Source organism: Kitasatospora sp. NPDC093558 (assembly GCF_040683475.1).
Taxonomy (GTDB): Bacteria; Actinomycetota; Actinomycetes; order Streptomycetales; family Streptomycetaceae; genus Kitasatospora.
Genome location: NZ_JBFBDY010000114.1, coordinates 1 through 17494, shown reverse-complemented (window position 1 = coordinate 17494; position 17494 = coordinate 1). Strand labels below are relative to the sequence as shown.

The following is a 17494-nucleotide window of genomic DNA, read 5'->3' as shown; positions in this document are numbered from 1 at the left end:
GCGAGAAGTCGACGAGATCCTGGACGGCGGGCCCGCCGGCGCGCAGGGCGCGCAGCGCGGCCGAGCCGATCTCCCGGCCCGCGGCGGCGCGGACGCCGTCGGCGAGGGCCTGCTTGGAGACGAAGTGGAAGTACAGGGCGCCCTTGCTGACGCCCGCCCGGCGGCTGATGTCGACCAGGCTCGCCGAATCGAAGCCGACGTCCGCGAACGTGCTCGCCGCGGCGAGCAGCACGGCCTGCCTGGTCCGGCCCGCGCGTTCCTGCTTGACCACTGAGGCCCCTCCGGACTCGACCGGCCGCGGCCCCGCCGCCCGGCTGGTGTCAGGGCGCCGCCGAGGTGGGGTACGACGCCTCGCATGCGGACGGACGCGACCTAAACCGCATGGTTGGTATCTAATCTACCGCCCCGGCCAACCCCGCCGTCCAGCGGGGAGGCACCCCCGCCCAAGGTCCTGGGTGCCGGACACCGGGCATTCCCGCAGTCCAGGGGCCCGGTAGCGTGGTCCCGTCGGGCGCCGGACGGGGGCCACCCCGAACGCAACTCACAAACCGGGTGGTCTGTATGTTTTGCTTGCCAAGCGTCCTCACCGTCCGCTCGACCGACACCCTGGAGTGGGGCCCGTCATGCCACTGATCGTAGAGCCGGATGCCCGCGACCCCTACGCCCACCCCGCGACCGGCTACGACTTCCACGAACGGACCGTCTCCCGCCACCTCGTACACCGCACCTCGGTGTCCGAGGTGTTCCTCACCGGCTGGCAGGCGGCCGGCCCGTACGAGTTCCGGATCGGCGCCCAGTGGCCCCGGATGCACGGCTTCTACCGGCTGCCCGGCGACCGCCACCACGACCCGGTGCTGATGGCCGAGACCGTCCGGCAGGCCGGGCTGCTGATCGGGCACGTCGGTTTCGGCGTGCCCAACGGCCACCACTTCGCGATGGACGACCTCGACTACGCGCTCGGCCCGGCCGGGCTGGCCGGACTGGCCGTCACCGCGGAACCGGCCTCGCTGATGCTCGACGCCGTCTGCGAGGACGTCCGGATGCGCGGCGGCCGGCTGGCCTCGCTGCGGCTGCACGCCGAGATCACCCGGGGCGGCCGGACAGTCGGCCGCGGCTCCGGACAGCTGCGGGTCATCTCCCCCTCCTCCTACGCGCGACTGCGCGGCCCCGCGCGGCGCGGTGTCACCCCCGTGCGCCCCGGCCCGCCCGCCACGCCCGAGCTGGTCGGCCGCTCGCACCCGTCCGACGTCGTGCTCAGCCCGACGCTGCTGCCGGACAGCTGGGTGCTGCGGACGGACGCCGCGCACCCGGTGCTGTTCGACCACACGCTGGACCACGTGCCCGGGATGCTGGTCCTGGAGGCCGCCCGGCAGGCGGCCCAGCGGCTGCGGCACCCCGAGCCGGTCACCCCGGTCGAACTGGTGTCCTCCTTCGACCGCTACATCGAGCTGGACCGGCCCTGCCTGGTGCGCGCCGTCCGCGAGGGTGCGGCGGACGGCCGCCGGGTGCCCGTCCGGGTGCTGCTGATCCAGGACGGCCGGACGGCGGCCGACTGCCGGCTGCTCACCGAGCCGATCGACGGCCCGCTGAGCGGCCCGGCGGACGGCCCGTGCGTCCCCCCGGCCCGGCGGGACGGCTTCGACGGCCGTCCCACCGCACCGGACCTCGGCGGCACCGGGCTGCCACTGGCCTGCTGAGCCCGGCGCTCCTACGCCGCGACCAGCGCGGCCGGCCGGCCGGCGTGCATCACGCTCAGGTTGGCGGCCAGCCGGACCGGGTCCTGGGCCAGCCAGAGCCGCAGCGCGGCGCCCAGCATGGCGCTGGCCGACCCCACCCGGATGCCGGTCACCTGGGCGAGCCTCGCCGCGCCCGGCACCAGCAGGTCGGCCAGCGCGGTCGGCAGCCAGACGGTCAGCGCGCACGGCGCGGGCGCCGTGAGGGCGCTCAGCAGCCGGTAGGCGTCGGACGGCGAGCTGATCGTGGGGATGATGTCCAGCAGCCCGTCGGCCACCACTTCGGACACGTCGCTGCGGTGCCCCTGGGCGAGCCGGCGGAGCAGCGTGCGCTCGGCGGCGGTGATTCGGACGGTCAGCATGACCTCGTCGCACTCCATTGCGCGATTTCCTCCTCAGTTCCTCCCCGTACCGGCACAAGGCGGCCGGCACGAACTACCCCTGTCGCACCTCGGCCCGGCTTCCAACCGTGGATCGCCGGGCCGGTGGGTGTGTTCCGTCCCGGTCAGATTCCCGCGTACGAGTGCTTTCCGGTGACGAAGATGTTGACGCCGTAGTAGTTGAAGAGCCAGCAGGCGAAGGCCGCCAGCGCCAGGTAGGCCGCCTTGCGGCCCTTCCAGCCGGCCGTCGCCCGGGCGTGCAGGTAGCAGGCGTAGGCCACCCACGTGATGAACGACCAGGTCTCCTTCGGGTCCCACTCCCAGTACTTGCCCCAGGCCGCCTCGGCCCAGATCGCGCCCGCGATGATGGTGAAGGTCCACAGCGGGAAGACCAGGGCGTTGATCCGGTACGACAGCTTGTCGAGCGTCGACGCGGCGGGCAGCCGGTTGCAGACCGAGACCCGGACGCGGGCCAGGCGGGTGCGCAAGGCGCTCTGCTGCTTGCCGGCCGGGCGGGCGGCGCCCGGCTTCAGGTACTCGTACAGCCCGGCCTCGACCCGGCGGTGGTAGGAGTCCTGGAACAGGTAGAGCAGCGTGGCGATGAAGGCCGCGTAGAAGGCGCCGCCGCAGAAGATCGCGGTGGAGACGTGGATCGCCAGCCAGTACGAGTGCAGCGCCGGGACGAGCTGCTCGGAGTCGGTGTACAGCACCTGCGTCGCGATGCCGAGGGTCAGCAGGACCGCGACGACCACCGGGAGGCCGAGCCAGCGGACGTTCTTCTTCGCGGCCAGCAGCACCAGGTACGCGGCCGTCATGGCCAGCGCGAAGGCGCAGGAGAACTCGTACATGTTGCCCCACGGCCAGCGGGACACCGACAGGCCGCGGGTGACCACGCCGCCCACGTGCAGCAGCGCCGCCAGGACGGTCAGCGAGACCGCGATGCGGCCGGCCAGGTCGGCCTTCTCGCTGCTGCCGGCCGCGCCCGGGCCGTCCACCTCGTCCTCGCCGCGGCCGCTGGTGACCACCGTGGCGCCCTCGCCCGCCAGGGCGGTGCGGGTGAGCGTGGTGGTGCCGCCGCCCGCGCCGGCCACGGTGACGGTGACCTTCTTGGCGGCCTTGGCCGTCGTCTGCCCCGCCGCGGCGACGGTCTCGGCCAGGCTGCCCGACTGCTCCTTCGAGCGGACGGCGACGGCGCCCTTGCTGCCGAACGTCCACTCGAACATGTGGGCGAACATGGCGATCGTGTAGACCGCCATCGCCGAATAGATCAGCTTGTTGGAGAGGTCGGCCAGCTGTGGGTCGACCCCCGAGGCGAGATGCACCGTCTACTCCTTGGAGTTCTGGTCGGCAGGGGCTGTGGGGTCCGCGGGTGCTTCCGGTGCCCGGTCGGTTTCGTCGTCCTGGTCGTCCTGGTCGTCCTCGTCCTCCTCGGACGCCGGGGCGTCGTCCTGGAGGTCCACCGCGAGTTCGGCCAGCTCCTCGGCGATCTTCGCCGACTCACTGCGGGCCAGCCCGGCCAGCTCGACCAGGGTGCCGCCCTCCGGCAGGGCGACCGCCCGCACCCAGATCCGGCGGCGCTGCACGAACAGCGAGCCGATCAGGCCGAGGATCGCCAGCACCGCGCCGCTCAGGGCGATCGAGTTGCCCGGGCGGTGCGAGATGTTGAAGCTGGCCCACTGCTTGTAGCCCTCGAACGTGACGGTGCCGTAGCCGCCCGGGAGGGTCCAGCCCTGGCCCGGCTTCAGCAGGGCCCTGGCCGGCTGGTCGTCCTGGGTCAGCTGGGTCATCTTCTTGGTGTTCAGCTGGTACACGTTCTGCGGCAGGCCCGTGTCGGTGCCGAGGTCGCCCTCGTAGGCGTTCAGCACCAGCTCCGGAGCGGCGTCACCGGGGAACAGCGAGATCGGGCCGGTGCCCTCGAAGCTCAGCGGGGCCGTCGGCAGGAAGAAGCCGGAGAAGCCCAGCTGGGTCTTCTCGCCCTTGGGCCCCATGCCGTAGTCGGAGACCTTCACGACACCGGTCGAGGTCAGGTTGGCGTCCTGCGGCAGGAACGGCGTCGCGCCCGTGTAGACGACCTCGCCCTTGCCGTTGCGGACGGTGATCACCGGGGCGTAGCCGTGACCGATCAGGAAGACCTTCGAACCGCCGATCTCCAGCGGGTGGTTGACCTCGATCGTGCCCTGCTTCAGCTTCGACGCGTCGCTGCCCGCGTAGTACCCGACGTGCGCGGTGAACTGCCGCGCGGCGCCGATCTGGTCGCCCTGGTCCTGGAACTTGGCCGTGAAGCCGTTCAGTTTCAGGTAGAAGGGGTCCAGGTCGTCGCTGGTGTAGAAGGCCGAGCCGGTGAAGTCGTCGAGCTGGGTGATGGTGTTGGCGTAGCCGTCGCCCTCGACCATCAGCTTGCCGCCGGTGCCGCTGGCCAGGCTCGCCCAGGCGAAGCCGCCGAGCAGCGCGAACAGCGACAGGTGGAACAGCAGGTTGCCGACCTCGCGCAGGTAGCCCTTCTCCGCGGCCACCGCACCGCCGGCGAGGTGCGCCCGGAACCGGCGCCGGTGCAGCAGCCGGTGCGCCGCAGCGGCGACCACGTCGGCGTCCGCCTCGGTGCGCCAGGCCGCGTACACCGGCATCCGGGTCAGGTTGCGGGGCGCGGCCGGGGGCTGGGCCCGCAGCACGCCGACGAACTGCCAGGTGCGGGGGACGATGCAGCCCGCCAGCGAGACGAACAGCAGGATGTAGATCGCCGAGAACCAGACCGAGCTGTAGACGTCGAACAGCTGGAGCTTCTCGTAGATCGGCGCGACCGTGGTGTGCTGCGTCTTCCACATCTCGACCTTGAACTGGTTCTGGCCGTTCTGCGGGATCAGCGAGCCGGGGATGGCGGCCAGCGACAGCAGGAAGAGCAGGATCAGCGCGACCCGCATCGAGGTCAGCTGGCGCCACATCCAGCGCACCCAGCCGAGCGCCCCTATGCCGGCCGGACCCTCGGACTCGACCGGCGCGGTGCTGAGCCGCTCGGCCTCCGCGTCGGCCGGCGCCGGGGGCGGCTGCTCGGTGTCGGTCGTGGTGTTGCTCACGGTCAGATTCCGATCTGGAAGTCGCCGGTGGTGGACTGCAGCTCGCTGATCCACGAGTCCCAGACCCCGGTGACGAGCAGCAGACCGACCGCGACGAGCATGCCGCCGCCGATCCGCATGACGAGCGGGTAGTGCCGCTTGACCCACCCGAAGGCGCCCAGCGCCCGGCGGAAGGCCAGTGCGGCCACGACGAACGGTACGCCGAGGCCCAGGCAGTAGAACGTCATCAGCAGGGCGCCGCGCCCCGCGTCGGCCTGGTTCAGGGAGAGGGTCTGGACGGCGGCCAGGGTCGGACCGATGCAGGGCGTCCAGCCGACGCCGAACACCACGCCCAGCAGCGGCGCGCCGAGCAGGCCGACGGCCGGACGGCGGTGGGAGCGGACCTCGCGCATGCTCAGACCCGGGACGAGGCCCATGAACGCCAGGCCCATGACGACGGTGACCGAGCCGAGCACGATCGAGATGACCCGCTTGTGCTCCTGGAGGGTGTCGCCGAACTGGCCGAACAGCGCACCGCCGGAGACGAAGACCGCGGTGAACCCGAGGATGAACAGCGTCGCCCCGAGCAGCATCCGGCCGCGCCGGGCGCCGCGGGCGTCCGCGAGGTCGGCGGCCGAGAAACCCGTCACGTACGACAGGTAGCCCGGCACCAGCGGCAGCACGCACGGCGAGAAGAACGACACGAGCCCGGCCGCGAGCGCGACCGGTGCCGCGACCAGCAGTGCCCCGCTCTGCACGGTCGAGGTGGTGTCGGCGAGCCGCAGGACGGTACCGGCGGCCTCCGCGCTCACTGCTTCGGCTCCGCGACCACCGGCTGGAGCATGGATTCGAGGGCGTCGTCCACGGTGCCGCCGACGGCGCGGGCGGCCAGCTTGCCGTCCCGGTCGATGATCAGCGTGGTCGGGATCGACTGCGAGTTGAGGCTGCCCTTGGGGAACTTGAGCAGCTCGGCGCCGGCCGGGTCGAAGATGCTCGGGTAGGTGACGCCCTTCTCCTGCTCGAAGCGGATGGCGTTGGCCTTCTCGGTGTCACGCGTGTTGACGCCGAGGAACTGGACCCCCTGGTCCTTGTACTTCTGCCAGACCCGCTCCAGGTCGTCCGCCTCGCCCCGGCACGGCCCGCACCAGGAGCCCCAGACGTTCAGCACGACGACCTTGCCGTGGTAGTCCGAGAGCTTGACCTGGTTGCCCTCCAGGGTCTCCCCCGAGATGTCCGGCGCGTCCTGGCGGTGGCCCGCGTCGGCCTTGGAGATGTTGGTGCCCTTGACGGTCACGAACCCGAGCTGCCCGTCACCGCTGGTCGACGAGCCCGACGAGGAGCAGCCGGTGAGGACGAGCGCAGCGGCGGCGGCGGTAGCGGCGGCGGCTGCGGCGACACGGGGGCGGGGGCGCGCCATGGCAGACATGTGAAAAGTTTCGCATGGAGTCGCGGGCAGGTTCGGGGGGGTCCTGCCTAGCGCGTCGCATCCCCTCTGACCTGCGGCGGGGCCTGGTCGCCCGGTGATCTCCGGGCGGCCAGGCCCCCTTACTTACGCCCCGCTTACGGGCCGTTCGGCGCGACCCGGGCCGGCCTCAGGCGCCGAAGCTCTTGCCCACCGGCTTGTCGCCCTTGCGGCCCTTGCCCACCAGGTGCGCGGGCAGCAGGTCGCGGGCCGGCTCGCGGTAGCCGACCGAGACGATCTTGTCGCCCTCGAAGGTGAAACTGGTCAGCGAGGCCAGCGAGCACTGCCGGTTGCGCGGGTCGTGCCACAGCCGGCGGCGCTCGACGAAGGAGCGCACGATCCAGATCGGCAGCTGGTGGCTGACGCAGACCGCCTCGTGCCCGCGGGCGGCGTCCCGGGCGGCGCCGAGCGCGCCCATCATCCGCACCACCTGGTCGAGGTACGGCTCGCCCCAGGACGGCTTGAACGGGTTGGTGAGGTACTTCCAGTAGCCCGGGTTGCGCAGCGAGCCGTCGCCCACGCCGAAGGTCTTGCCCTCGAAGATGTTCTCCGCCTCGATCAGCCGCGCGTCCGCCGCGACCTCCAGGCCGTGCGCCTTGGCGATCGGCTCGGCGGTCTCCTGCGCCCGCTCCAGCGGCGAGGCCACCACGTGGGTGATGTCCCGCCCGGCCAGGTCCTCGGCGACCCGGTCGGCCATCTGCCGGCCGAGCTCGGACAGGTGGTAGTCCGGCAGGCGCCCGTACAGGATGCCCTCCGGGTTGTGCACCTCGCCGTGCCGCATCAGGTGGACGACGGTGATCTCTTCGGCACTCACTTCTCAACTGCTCCAGGGTCGGGGTGGACTAGTCGGGGTGGACTAGGCCGTGGCGGCGGCAGCGGCACGTGCGGCGGCCGGCAGGGCGGCGGCGATGCGCTCGATCGCCCGCTCGTCGTGGGACGCCGAGACGAACCAGGACTCGAAGGCGGACGGCGGCAGGTAAACGCCCTCGGCGAGCATCGCGTGGAAGAAGGCGGTGAAACGGTACGCCTCCTGGGTCCTGGCCTCGTCGTAGTTGGTGACCGCGGCATCGGTGAAGAACACCGAGAACATGTTCCCCGCGGTCTGCAGCCGGTGCGCCACTCCCTCCTTGGCGAGCGCCTCGGTGACCAGGCCGGAGACCTCGGCCGCGACCCGGTCCACCGTCGCGTAGACCTCGTCGGTGCAGCCGCGCAGCTGGGCGAGGCCCGCCGCGGTGGCGACCGGGTTCCCGGACAGCGTGCCCGCCTGGTAGACCGGGCCGGCCGGGGCCAGGTGCGCCATCACGTCGGCGCGGCCGCCGAAGGCCGCGGCCGGGAAGCCGCCGCCCATGACCTTGCCGAAGGTGAGCAGGTCCGGCGCCCAGCCCTCGTGCGCGGCCTCCAGGCCGTACCAGCCGGCCTTGGAGACGCGGAAGCCCGTCATCACCTCGTCGGAGATGAACAGCGCGCCGTTGTCCCGGCAGAGGCGGGCCAGGCCGGCGTTGAAGCCGGGCAGCGGCGGGACGACGCCCATGTTGCCGGGCGAGGCCTCGGTGATCACGCAGGCGATCTCGCCCGGGTGGGCGGCGAAGGCCTGCTCGACCGCGGCGAGGTCGTTGTAGGGCAGCACGATGGTGTCGCCGGCCTGGGCGCCGGTGACGCCCGGGGTGTCCGGCAGACCGAAGGTGGCGACGCCGGAACCGGCGGCGGCCAGCAGCGCGTCCACGTGACCGTGGTAGCAGCCCGCGAACTTCACGACCTTCGCCCGGCCGGTGAAGCCGCGGGCCAGCCGGATCGCCGACATGGTCGCCTCGGTGCCCGAGGAGACCAGCCGGACCTGCTCGACCGGGGCGACCCGGGCGACGATCTCCTCGGCGAGCTCGACCTCGCCCTGGCCGGGCGTGCCGAAGGACGTGCCGCGGGTGACCGCCGCCTGCACGGCGTCGATCACCGCGGGGTGCGCGTGGCCGAGGATCATCGGACCCCACGAGCACACCAGGTCGACGTACTCGCGGCCGTCGGCGTCGGTGAGGTAGGGGCCGGTTCCGGACACCATGAAGCGCGGCGTGCCGCCGACCGCGCGGAAGGCGCGGACCGGGGAGTTGACGCCGCCGGGCGTGACGACCGACGCGCGGTCGAACAGCGACTGGGACTGGGGGGCTTCGTAGGGGTAGCTCACGGGAGACATGGTCTCAAATCGTGTCCTTGACCTCTGCATGTCGGACCCGATCATCTGGAACGATGATCCGGGCACCAATGTCTGTACGGTTGTCCGTACAGACGGGGCCGATGACTGCGCCGCGGCGCGGACCAGTCAGACTGTGCACTCAGAGTGCGCAGGCGCTCCGGATGTGTGCAGGGGTGTGGAGAGGACTGCCGCCTTCCGCGAGTGGGTAGGGCCCGCGAGTGGGTACGGCGGCGCATGACGGGTAAGGAGCACGTCCGGAGGGACGCCGGGCGTGCGGGGGTCTGTCGATTCCGGCGAATTCCGGTGAGGATGGTCCGAGTGTCCGAGGCGCAGGACGGCTACGACGAGGCCGCGGGGGGCTCCCGCAGGCCCGCCGAGGCCGCACGCGGGGGTACGGGAGCGGGGACGGGGCGTGGTCGCCGCGGCGGCGAGAGGCGGGGTGAGGGACGCATGGGGGTGACCTACAAGTACTTCGGCGCACCCGACCGCGCGACCGCCGCCAGAGTCCCCACCGCGCTCGGCCCGGGCGGGCTCGGCCTGGACGCGGGCGAACTGGGCTCGCTGGGGCGCCTCGGCGACCTGATGGAGACCAGTGGCTCCCCCAACGGGCACCTCTCCACCAAGATCAAGCCGGAGACCATGAGCGCCATGGTCCTCACCGGCATCCAGGGCGTCCCGCTGCACCAGGTCCCGCCGCTGGAACTCGTCGTGCTGCACCCCGACTACGCCGTCGTCCAGCTCCCGCAGAACGTCGTCGAGCCGCTGCGCAAGGCCGACGAGACCGAGCTCGGCGCCGCGGCCTTCATCTGGTCCACCGTGCCGGACCGCCGGGGGCCGCGCGACGCCTTCGTGATCTACAGCATGCTGCACGAGTGGCAGGACTTCGCCAACCGCCTGCACGAGGCCGGCCACCAGCTGTACTGCCTGGTCTGGCCGTAGCCGCGGCCACAGCACCGGCGAACCGAACGCCCCGACGGCCGAAGAGGCCTCGGGGCGAAGGTGTTTGACGGCTCGTCACCGACGGCCGCCGGTGGGGCGGAGCACCAGTGCGGCGAGCAGCGTGGCGAGCGCCAGCAGGCCTGCGGCCACCGCGAAGGCGGTGTGGAAGCCCGCGACGGGCGAGCCCGCGGGGCGGTCGGCGAGGGTGGTGAGGACCGCGACGCCGAGTGCGCCGCCGACCTGCTGGGTGGTGTTGAAGAGCCCGGAGGCGGTGCCCGCGTCGGCCGGCCCCGCGCCGGACATGCCCAGCACGGTGAGGGCCGAGATCGCGAGGCCGAAGCCGGCCGCGAGCAGCATCGTGGGGAGCAGGTCGAGGACGTAGTCCGCGTCGGCGGGCAGCCGGACGAGCAGGGCGAGCGCGACGACGAGCAGGACGAGGCCGGCCAGCAGCACCGGGCGTTCGCCGAAGCGGGCGTTGAGCCGGGCGGAGAGCGCCAGCGAGACGGTGCCGATGGCGAGTGCGGCGGGGAGCATGGCGAGGCCGGTGGCGGCGGCGCCGTAGCCGCGGACGTTCTGCAGGTAGAGCGCGATGAGGATCTGGAATCCGAACAGCCCTGCGACCATGAGCAGTTGGACGACGTTGGCGCCCGAGACGTTCCGTGAGCGGAACATCCGCAGCGGGAGCAGGGGCTGGGCGGCGCGGGCCTGGCGGAGCAGGAAGCCGGCCAGCAGGGCGAGCGCGAGGGCGCCGAGGCCGAGGGTGCGGGCGGAGGCCCAGCCGTGCTCGCCGGTGCCGACGATGGTGTAGATGCCGAGCATCAGGGCGGCGGTGATCAGCGCGGCGCCGACGCCGTCCGCGCCGGCCCGCAGGCCGGGGCCGCGGTCGGCCGCGAGCACCCGGGCGGCGAGCAGGGCGGCGGCGAGGCCGAGCGGCAGGTTGATCAGGAAGATCCAGTGCCAGCTGAGCGCCTGGGTGAGCACGCCGCCGAGGACCTGGCCGATCGAGGCTCCGGCCGCGCCGACGAAGCTGAACGCACCGATGGCGCGGCCGCGTTCGCGGGGCTCGGGGAAGAGCGTGACGATCATGCCGAGGCTGACGGCCGAGGCCATCGCGCCGCCGACGCCCTGGAGGAAGCGGGCGGCGATCAGCATGCCCTGGCCGGTGGCGAGGGTGCAGAGCAGCGACGCGGCGGTGAAGACGGTGAGGCCGGCGACGAAGACCCGCTTGCGGCCGATGAGGTCGCCGAGGCGCCCGGCGAGCAGGAGCAGGCCGCCGAAGGCGATCAGGTAGGCGTTGACCGTCCAGGTCAGGCCGGCGGGCGAGAAGCGCAGGTCGTCCTGGATGGCGGGCAGGGCGACGGTGACGATCGAGCCGTCCAGGATGATCATCAGCATTCCCGCGCAGAGCACCGCGAGGGCGAGCGCGCGGGAGCGGACGGGGACGGCGGGCGCCGCGGCGGGCGCGGTCGGGGCATGCGTGGACACGGTGGGTCTCCCGGTTCGTCGAGTACCGGGCAAGACGCTAGCAGATTGTTTTGTTCGGGACTATCTATCTCGGGAGCAGGTGCTCGAAGGATCCTCCGGGTATTCCTCAGCTCCGGGCGCGGCGGGCCCGGCGGACGGTCCGCTCGCTCTCCACCGGCTCCGCCAGGTGGCCGTCGACCAGGCGCGTCAGCGCCGACACGAAGATTCCGCGCTCGGGCTCCGGCAGCGCGTCCAGCACCTCGCGGTGTACCCGGTCGGCGATCTCGGTGCCCCGCTCGACGGCGCGCTCGCCCGCGTCGGTGACCGAGATGATCCGGGCCCGGCGGTCGCTGGCGGACGGGCGGCGCTCGGCCAGGCCCGCCTTCTCCAGCTCGTCGACGGTGACCACCATGGTCGTCTTGTCCAGGTCGGCCAGCTCGGCGAGCTGGATCTGGGTGCGCTCCGCCTCCTGCGCGTGGAACAGCACGCAGTACGCGCGGGGGGTGATGCCGAGCTCGGTGAAGGCCGACGCCATCCGGGTCGCCAGGACGTGGCTCGCGTGGTCGAGCAGGCCGGAGATGTCGCGGATCTGCCGCACGGGCGGGGTCGTCGTCATGCGTCCGAGGTTAGCAACGTGCCGTCCATCGACAGATGATCCCGTAGCCAACCAACCGGCGTGCCGTCGCACACGAACCGACGCGCCGCCGGACGGCCTACGGGATGCCCAGCTCGAACAGCGCGTACCCGGCGTACCAGCCCGCCGCGATCGCGGGCATCGCGAACAGCCCGATCAGCGAGGAGGTCCGCACCCGGCGCAGCGCGACCGCGAGGCCGATGCACAGAGGGAAGGCCGGCAGCAGGTAGCGCGAGATGTTGTCGAAGATCTGGTTGCTGCTCAGCGCCGTGAAGATGGTCAGCAGCGTGTAGACCACCAGGACCAGCGGCGGGCGCAGCCGCAGGAACAGCACCAGCAGGCCGGGCAGGGCGATCAGCAGCGCGATGGCGATCAGGTCGGGGGCCGGGTTGGACTGCCAGAAGTTCCAGTGCCCGGTCACGACGTCCAGGATCGTGCGGAAGGTGGAGGCGCCCCAGTCGAAGTAGCGGTTCCAGGCGCCGCGCTGGAGCTTGAAGTAGCCGCCCCAGTCCCCCATCCGGTAGCCGACCCAGGCCACGTACCAGAGCAGGCCCCACGGCGTGACCAGCATCGCGAACAGCGGGCGGCGGACGCCGTCGGTGCGCCGGACGAGCGCCACCAGGGCGGCGATCGAGACGGCGGCGATCAGGGCGGCGGCGGTCGGGCGGTTGAGGCCGGCGGCCAGGGTCAGCAGCCCGGCCGCGACCCAGCGGCGGGTCATCACGCAGTAGCAGGCCCAGGCGGACAGCGCGACGAACAGCGAGTCCGAGTAGACCGCCCACTCGACGCCGGAGCCCGGGAACAGGCCCCAGACCACCGCGGCGATCACACCCGCCCGCCAGCCGCCGAGCCGCTCGGCGACCGCGAAGATGCCGGCCGCCGCGACGAACGAGGCGAGCACCGACACGGCGATGCCGGAGCCGTACGGGCCGAGCCCGGTGACCGCGCCGACCAGCCGCATCAGCCACGGGTAGAGCGGGAAGAAGGCCGCCGAGTTCTCGTAGTAGCTGGCCAGCGGGAAGCCGTGCAGCGGGATCAGCTGCGGGTCGTAGCCGTTCTCGGCGATCCGCTGGTACCAGATGCCGTCCCAGGTGCCGAGCACGTCCCAGGGCTGGGCGCCGCCGCCGCGGCCCGGGTCCTTCTTGAGGTAGTCCCCGGTGTGGGCGAGCAGCATCATGAAGACGGTCAGGCCGGTGGCCTTGACCACCGCGTACGCGCCGAGCGCGGGCGCGAAGCGGTCCATCAGGGCGCCGAAGCGGCCCGGGGCGGTGCGGTCCGGGTCCGGCCGTTCGTCCGTCGTCACCGGGGGCGTCGGGGCACCGGGTTCGGCGCTGGACGACTCGGTGCTCGATGCCGTGCTCATCTGCTGTGGCTCTCCCCGCCCGGCTCGTGGTCGGCGCGCCGGCGAACGCGGCGACGTCGAGTGAGCCTACGACACCGGCCCCGCCCGGCCCGGGGCGGCAGGGGCGCAACCGCGCGGGCGCCACCTGGGCGGCGGGTCCGCCGCCGCCCGTCGTCCTCACGACAGGCGGCGGCGGGCCGGGGCGCGCGGCGGTGTCAGCCGTGGAGGTAGACGATGCCGAGCTTGGTGAGCTGCCAGAGCTGGTTGGCGGCACCGGTGTCGGCCGCGAGGACGACGAGCGGGTTGCCCTGCGCGTCGGCGCCGCCGCCGGCGGTGAGCACCTTGCTCTGGTCCTGGGAGTCGGCGACCGTGTAGCGGCCGCCGCCGGCCGGCTTGAACACCCAGTGCTGGTTGCCGCCGCCGTTGCATCCCCACTGCTGGATCCGGGTGCCGACGGCGACGGACGCGGCGTTGGCGTCCAGGCACATGTTCCGATTGCCGCTGAAGTCGAGCTCGTAGCTGCCGCCCGCCTTCGCCTCCAGGACGAAGGACTGGTTGAGCCCGCCGGTGGCCGGGTAGCTGATCGCGGCACGGCCGTTGGTGGCGTCGCCGTAGGTGCCGCCGCCGGTGAGGTCGAGCGCGTTGCCGGTGGCCGCGTTGGTCAGCTGGTACCAGGCGCCGTCCTCGGGGCCGTCGCCGAACGGCTGCCCGGCGGTGAGCGGCTGGATGGACGTGACGTTCTGCTGGTTGAGCGTGCAGTACGCCTCCGCCTGGTCGGGCCGGGCGAAGAACTGGCCGAGACAGACGCCCTCGCCGCGGTAGCCGGCCACCCGCAGGTGGTACGACTGGCGGACCATGTTCATGCACAGGCCGGGGATGCCGATCTGCGAGTCGCAGCCGTTGCGCACCCACTCGGAGAGGTTGATGACGTCCCCGTTGCTGTACTCGTACGGGGAGCTGGTCCACTCGGCGCAGACCTCGTGCCCGAAGGCGACCCGCCGCTGGTCCAGGTACCGCACGCCGGGCACCTGTTCGGCCGCCGAGCGGAGCGCGTCGCTGAACGTCGGCACCACCCAGTTGTGGCCCCAGGCGAGGTCCTCGGGGAAGGCCGGACAGCCGTCCGCGATCTTGCCGAGGTAGTCGTTGCGCCGGATGTCCGGTGTGATCGGGTTGAAGTACGACTGGTAGACCAGCTGGTAGGAGGAGTCCGCGTAGCCGGCCCGGCGCATGGTCTGGCGGATGTTCTGCAGCGCCGCGACGACCTTGGGCTGGACGCGCTTGGCCCGCTGGGCGATGTCGGCGCTGCCGATGGTGTCGCGGCAGCCCTGGCTCTTCGGGATCGGGAAGTACTGCGCGAGGCAGTGCATCATGATCCCGCTGAAGTCGAAGTCGTCGTTGGCGCCGATCGTGACGACGACCATCTTGACGTCGAACTTGCTTGCCGCGTCGGCGAGTTTGACGTCCTGCTTGGGCTCGCCGAAGTCGCCGCTGCCGCCGCCGGTGATCTTGGCCAGCTCCGGGTCGCTGACCAGGTCGCCGGTCTGGGCGCCGGAGCAGGCGAGGTCGATCGGGGTCACGCCGGGGATGTCGGTGACGAAGATCTCCGACTTCGGGTGCCGGTGGCAGTAGTTGGTGGGGGTGTCGGTGTCCGGGAAGTAGGCGTCGCCGGTGTCGGTGCCGGCGCCCTCCCCGGAGATGGCGCTGTCGCCGAGGGCGACGATCGCGGCCGGGCGGGCACCGTCGGCCGCGGGGGCACCGTCGGCGAGGGCGGCGGGTGCGCCGGCCAGGCCGAGGGTGGCGACGAGGGCGCCCACGGCGAGAAGTGCGCCGTACGGGGAGCGGCGCGCAACCGTCCGGATTCTGCGCGCCGCCGACAGTCGTGACCTGATCACACGCGACTCCTTGCGGGGGTGGGGGAGCCGCCCGGAGGGGGCGCCGAGCGGCGCGGAGCAAGAACGCGGAGCAGAAAGGTGAGCAGGTCTCACATTCTAAGTACTGACAAGTAACGCAACAAGACTCGTGACAGCAGCGGAAGTTGACGCTCCGCAGGGCGCCGGAAACCCGCCGGAAGCCCGCCGGACATGCGAAGAGCCGCCGCCCGCACCCCAGGAGGGAAGCGCGGTACGGCGGCTCGACCCGGCCGAACCGGGTGCGGAATCAGCCCACGTTGGCGCAGTGGTTGCCGAACGCCGGGTTCAGCCCGCCGATGACGTCGACGGAGTTGCCGCACAGGTTCACCGGGATGTGCACCGGGATCTGGATCTGGTTGCCGGAGATGACACCCGGGGAACCCGCGGCGACGCCCTCGGCGCCCGCGCTGGCCATCGCGGTGCCCGCACCCGCGGCGACGAGACCCACCACGGCGGCGCCGACAGCGGCCGTCTTCTTGATGCTCATACGAGCCTCCTGACTGTTCAACAGAGATGCACGGGGAGTGCGACATCTAGAACGAGACCCGTCGGACGCGGTTGCGAGCGCGCATGCCATGTCACCCAAGTGGCGCAATGGGGGACGTACCCGGCATTCGGGTGATCAGCGGACCCGACCGTTTCCCCTCGCTCCCTGCCTCGTTCTCTCAGGCGGAACACGCTCCACCCGCCCCTACAGACGAATCGAGTACCGCCCATGCGCAAGCTCGCCCACGGCGTCGCCGGCACCGCGGCCACCGCCGCCCTGCTCGCCGCCGGCGCCGGCGCCGCATCCGCCCACCACCTGCACGGCGCGTCCGCCGAGGGTGTCGCGGCCGGCTCGGCCGGCGTGGTCTCGGGCAACTCCGTGCAGATCCCCGTGCACATCCCGCTCAACGTGTGCGGCAACTCGGTCGACGGCGCGGGCGCCCTGAACCCGGCGTTCGGCAACAGCTGCCTGAACGCCTGACCGGGAATTCCTCCTGGTCGCGCCTTCGCCCGAGCGCTCCCGGCCGTGCGGGAATTGCTCGCGAGGCGCTGCAACACGGCGGCCGCGTCGACGCCCGAGCCATGGGCGGCACACGCCGGATTGCGCCGACGGAGTGAAAAACCACGGCAATCCCACAGTCAGCGGGCGAGCATTCCTGCTCGCCCGGTTCCCGACATTTCCCATCCGTCGGGCAGAAATCGGAGGAAAGAACATGCGTAACTTCAAGAAGGCCGCCGTCCTGACGCTGGCCACCACCGGCCTGGTCCTCGGTGCGGCCGGCGGCGCCTTCGCCAGCGCGGGCGCCGAGGGTGTGGCCGCCGGCTCCCCGGGCGTGCTCTCCGGCAACCAGATCCAGATCCCGGTGCACGTCCCGATCAACGTCTGCGGCAACACCGTCAACGTCATCGGCCTGCTGAACCCCGCCTTCGGCAACAAGTGCGCCAACCTCGGCTGAACCCGCCGGTCGCCGCCCCCGGCGACTGCTGATTCACCGAGTCCGTGCCGCGCCCCTCACGACCGGGCGCGGCACGCTCCACCCGTGTGTGATCGAGGAGATCAACCCCCATGCAGAACGTGAAGAAGGCCGCCGTCCTTTCCGCCGCCGCTGCCGGCCTGGTGCTGGGCGCCGCGGGCTCCGCCGCCGCGAGCGCGGGCGCCGAGGGCGTGGCTGCCAACTCCCCCGGTGTCGGCTCGGGCAACCAGATCCAGGTGCCGATCCACATCCCGATCAACCTGTGCGGCAACTCCGTCAACCTGGCCGGCCTGCTGAACCCCGCCTTCGGCAACAGCTGCGCCAACGTGGACCTGCCCAAGCACCACGACGAGGACGACTGCTGATCCTTCGGTCGGCACGCGTTCCGGCCGAACTGCCCCCCGACCAACCGGCCGGGGGGCAGTTCGGCATCTCCGGACGGCCCCTTTCTCCCCGGCCGGCCGCCGGCCGACCGGCTCCCGATCCACCGAAGGGTGATCCGCATGCTTTCGAAGAAGGGCGGGGCCGGGCTGGCCGCCGCCGTCGGCGCCGCGGTGCTGCTCGGCGCGGGCTCCGCGCAGGCCGCCACCGCCGCGCACCCGGCCCCGGAGGCGGGCCCGGCCACGCTGACGAAGACCGACGTCGGCCAGGCGCTGAACGGGACGACCTCCGGGCTCGGCTACGGCGTCGCGCCGATCAAGGGCCTGCGGCTGGACCCGTGGGCCAACTCCTCGGCCGACCTGCTCAACAACGGCGCGACCGTGCAGCCCGACCAGGGCCTCGCGCCGGTCGGCACCGGCACGCTGACCGGTCCGCTGAGCGCGGGCGGCGGCGCCAAGGACCTCCCGCTGGTGGGCGGGCTGACCGGCGTTCTGCCGGGCTGAGCCCCGCACCACACGCGAGAGCCCGGCACCCGTTGTGAGGCGGGGGTGCCG

19 protein-coding genes are annotated in these 17494 nt (G+C 72.3%); 6 read left to right on the top strand and 13 right to left on the bottom strand.

Features of this window, described 5'->3' with window-relative positions:
• A partial coding sequence (locus AB0O00_RS14425) for a TetR family transcriptional regulator (protein ID WP_363651590.1) occupies positions 1 to 271 on the bottom strand: 271 nt, incomplete at its 3' end.
• A gap of 352 nt (positions 272 to 623) precedes the next feature.
• Here AB0O00_RS14425 and AB0O00_RS14420 point away from each other — a divergent pair.
• On the top strand, positions 624 to 1697 hold the full coding sequence (locus tag AB0O00_RS14420; protein WP_363651588.1) for a ScbA/BarX family gamma-butyrolactone biosynthesis protein: 1074 nt from the start codon (positions 624 to 626) through the stop codon (positions 1695 to 1697).
• A gap of 11 nt (positions 1698 to 1708) precedes the next feature.
• Here the strand turns inward: AB0O00_RS14420 and AB0O00_RS14415 are convergent, their stop codons facing one another.
• The 7 genes from AB0O00_RS14415 to hemL all read right to left on the bottom strand — a co-directional run bounded on the left by AB0O00_RS14415 (position 1709) and on the right by hemL (position 8810).
• Positions 1709 to 2113: a hypothetical protein gene (locus AB0O00_RS14415; protein ID WP_363651586.1), complete on the bottom strand. Its 405-nt coding sequence runs from the start codon at positions 2111 to 2113 to the stop codon at positions 1709 to 1711.
• Positions 2114 to 2238: 125 nt separating this feature from the next.
• Positions 2239 to 3435, bottom strand: coding sequence for a c-type cytochrome biogenesis protein CcsB (gene ccsB, locus AB0O00_RS14410; protein WP_363651584.1), 1197 nt, complete (start codon positions 3433 to 3435; stop codon positions 2239 to 2241).
• A 3-nt stretch (positions 3436 to 3438) separates the two neighbouring features.
• On the bottom strand, positions 3439 to 5184 hold the full coding sequence (locus tag AB0O00_RS14405; protein WP_363651582.1) for a cytochrome c biogenesis protein ResB: 1746 nt from the start codon (positions 5182 to 5184) through the stop codon (positions 3439 to 3441).
• A gap of 2 nt (positions 5185 to 5186) precedes the next feature.
• Complete coding sequence (locus tag AB0O00_RS14400) at positions 5187 to 5975, bottom strand: cytochrome c biogenesis protein CcdA (RefSeq protein ID WP_363651580.1); 789 nt, start codon at positions 5973 to 5975, stop codon at positions 5187 to 5189.
• The gene (locus AB0O00_RS14395; RefSeq protein WP_363651578.1) at positions 5972 to 6589 is read right to left on the bottom strand and encodes a TlpA disulfide reductase family protein; all 618 of its coding nucleotides are present in this window, start codon (positions 6587 to 6589) and stop codon (positions 5972 to 5974) included. Before AB0O00_RS14395 ends, AB0O00_RS14400 begins: the two co-directional genes overlap by 4 nt.
• A 166-nt stretch (positions 6590 to 6755) precedes the next feature.
• A complete protein-coding gene (locus AB0O00_RS14390; protein ID WP_363651576.1) occupies positions 6756 to 7439 on the bottom strand; it encodes a histidine phosphatase family protein in 684 nt (227 codons plus the stop codon).
• A 42-nt stretch (positions 7440 to 7481) separates the two neighbouring features.
• Positions 7482 to 8810: a glutamate-1-semialdehyde 2,1-aminomutase gene (hemL, locus tag AB0O00_RS14385; RefSeq protein ID WP_363651574.1), complete on the bottom strand. Its 1329-nt coding sequence runs from the start codon at positions 8808 to 8810 to the stop codon at positions 7482 to 7484.
• 450 nt (positions 8811 to 9260) lie between these two features.
• Here hemL and AB0O00_RS14380 point away from each other — a divergent pair, with 450 nt between their 5' ends.
• Entirely contained in the window at positions 9261 to 9749 is a 489-nt protein-coding gene (locus AB0O00_RS14380) for a hypothetical protein (RefSeq protein WP_063348869.1), read from the top strand.
• Between the two features lie 75 nt (positions 9750 to 9824).
• Here the strand turns inward: AB0O00_RS14380 and AB0O00_RS14375 are convergent, their stop codons facing one another.
• The 5 genes from AB0O00_RS14375 to AB0O00_RS14355 all read right to left on the bottom strand — a co-directional run bounded on the left by AB0O00_RS14375 (position 9825) and on the right by AB0O00_RS14355 (position 15586).
• Positions 9825 to 11234 (bottom strand): MFS transporter, encoded by a 1410-nt coding sequence (locus AB0O00_RS14375; protein WP_363651572.1) that lies wholly within the window; start codon positions 11232 to 11234, stop codon positions 9825 to 9827.
• Positions 11235 to 11340: 106 nt separating this feature from the next.
• The gene (locus AB0O00_RS14370) at positions 11341 to 11829 is read right to left on the bottom strand and encodes a MarR family transcriptional regulator (protein WP_363651570.1); all 489 of its coding nucleotides are present in this window, start codon (positions 11827 to 11829) and stop codon (positions 11341 to 11343) included.
• Positions 11830 to 11926: 97 nt separating this feature from the next.
• The gene (locus AB0O00_RS14365; protein ID WP_363651568.1) at positions 11927 to 13210 is read right to left on the bottom strand and encodes a hypothetical protein; all 1284 of its coding nucleotides are present in this window, start codon (positions 13208 to 13210) and stop codon (positions 11927 to 11929) included.
• 194 nt (positions 13211 to 13404) lie between these two features.
• Positions 13405 to 15081 (bottom strand): RICIN domain-containing protein, encoded by a 1677-nt coding sequence (locus tag AB0O00_RS14360; RefSeq protein WP_363651566.1) that lies wholly within the window; start codon positions 15079 to 15081, stop codon positions 13405 to 13407.
• Between the two features lie 265 nt (positions 15082 to 15346).
• Positions 15347 to 15586, bottom strand: a complete 240-nt coding sequence (locus AB0O00_RS14355) for a chaplin (RefSeq protein ID WP_363651564.1) — start codon at positions 15584 to 15586, stop codon at positions 15347 to 15349.
• A gap of 228 nt (positions 15587 to 15814) precedes the next feature.
• Between AB0O00_RS14355 and AB0O00_RS14350 the strand changes: the two genes are divergently transcribed.
• From AB0O00_RS14350 to AB0O00_RS14335, 4 genes are all read left to right on the top strand, one after another.
• Positions 15815 to 16066: a chaplin gene (locus tag AB0O00_RS14350; protein ID WP_363651562.1), complete on the top strand. Its 252-nt coding sequence runs from the start codon at positions 15815 to 15817 to the stop codon at positions 16064 to 16066.
• A gap of 232 nt (positions 16067 to 16298) precedes the next feature.
• Positions 16299 to 16541, top strand: coding sequence for a chaplin (locus AB0O00_RS14345; protein ID WP_363651560.1), 243 nt, complete (start codon positions 16299 to 16301; stop codon positions 16539 to 16541).
• A gap of 110 nt (positions 16542 to 16651) precedes the next feature.
• Complete coding sequence (locus AB0O00_RS14340; RefSeq protein WP_363651559.1) at positions 16652 to 16924, top strand: chaplin; 273 nt, start codon at positions 16652 to 16654, stop codon at positions 16922 to 16924.
• Between the two features lie 138 nt (positions 16925 to 17062).
• Positions 17063 to 17443 carry a hypothetical protein gene (locus tag AB0O00_RS14335; RefSeq protein WP_363651557.1) on the top strand — a complete coding sequence of 127 codons (381 nt, stop codon included), beginning with the start codon at positions 17063 to 17065 and terminating at the stop codon, positions 17441 to 17443.
• Positions 17444 to 17494: the final 51 nt, after the last annotated feature.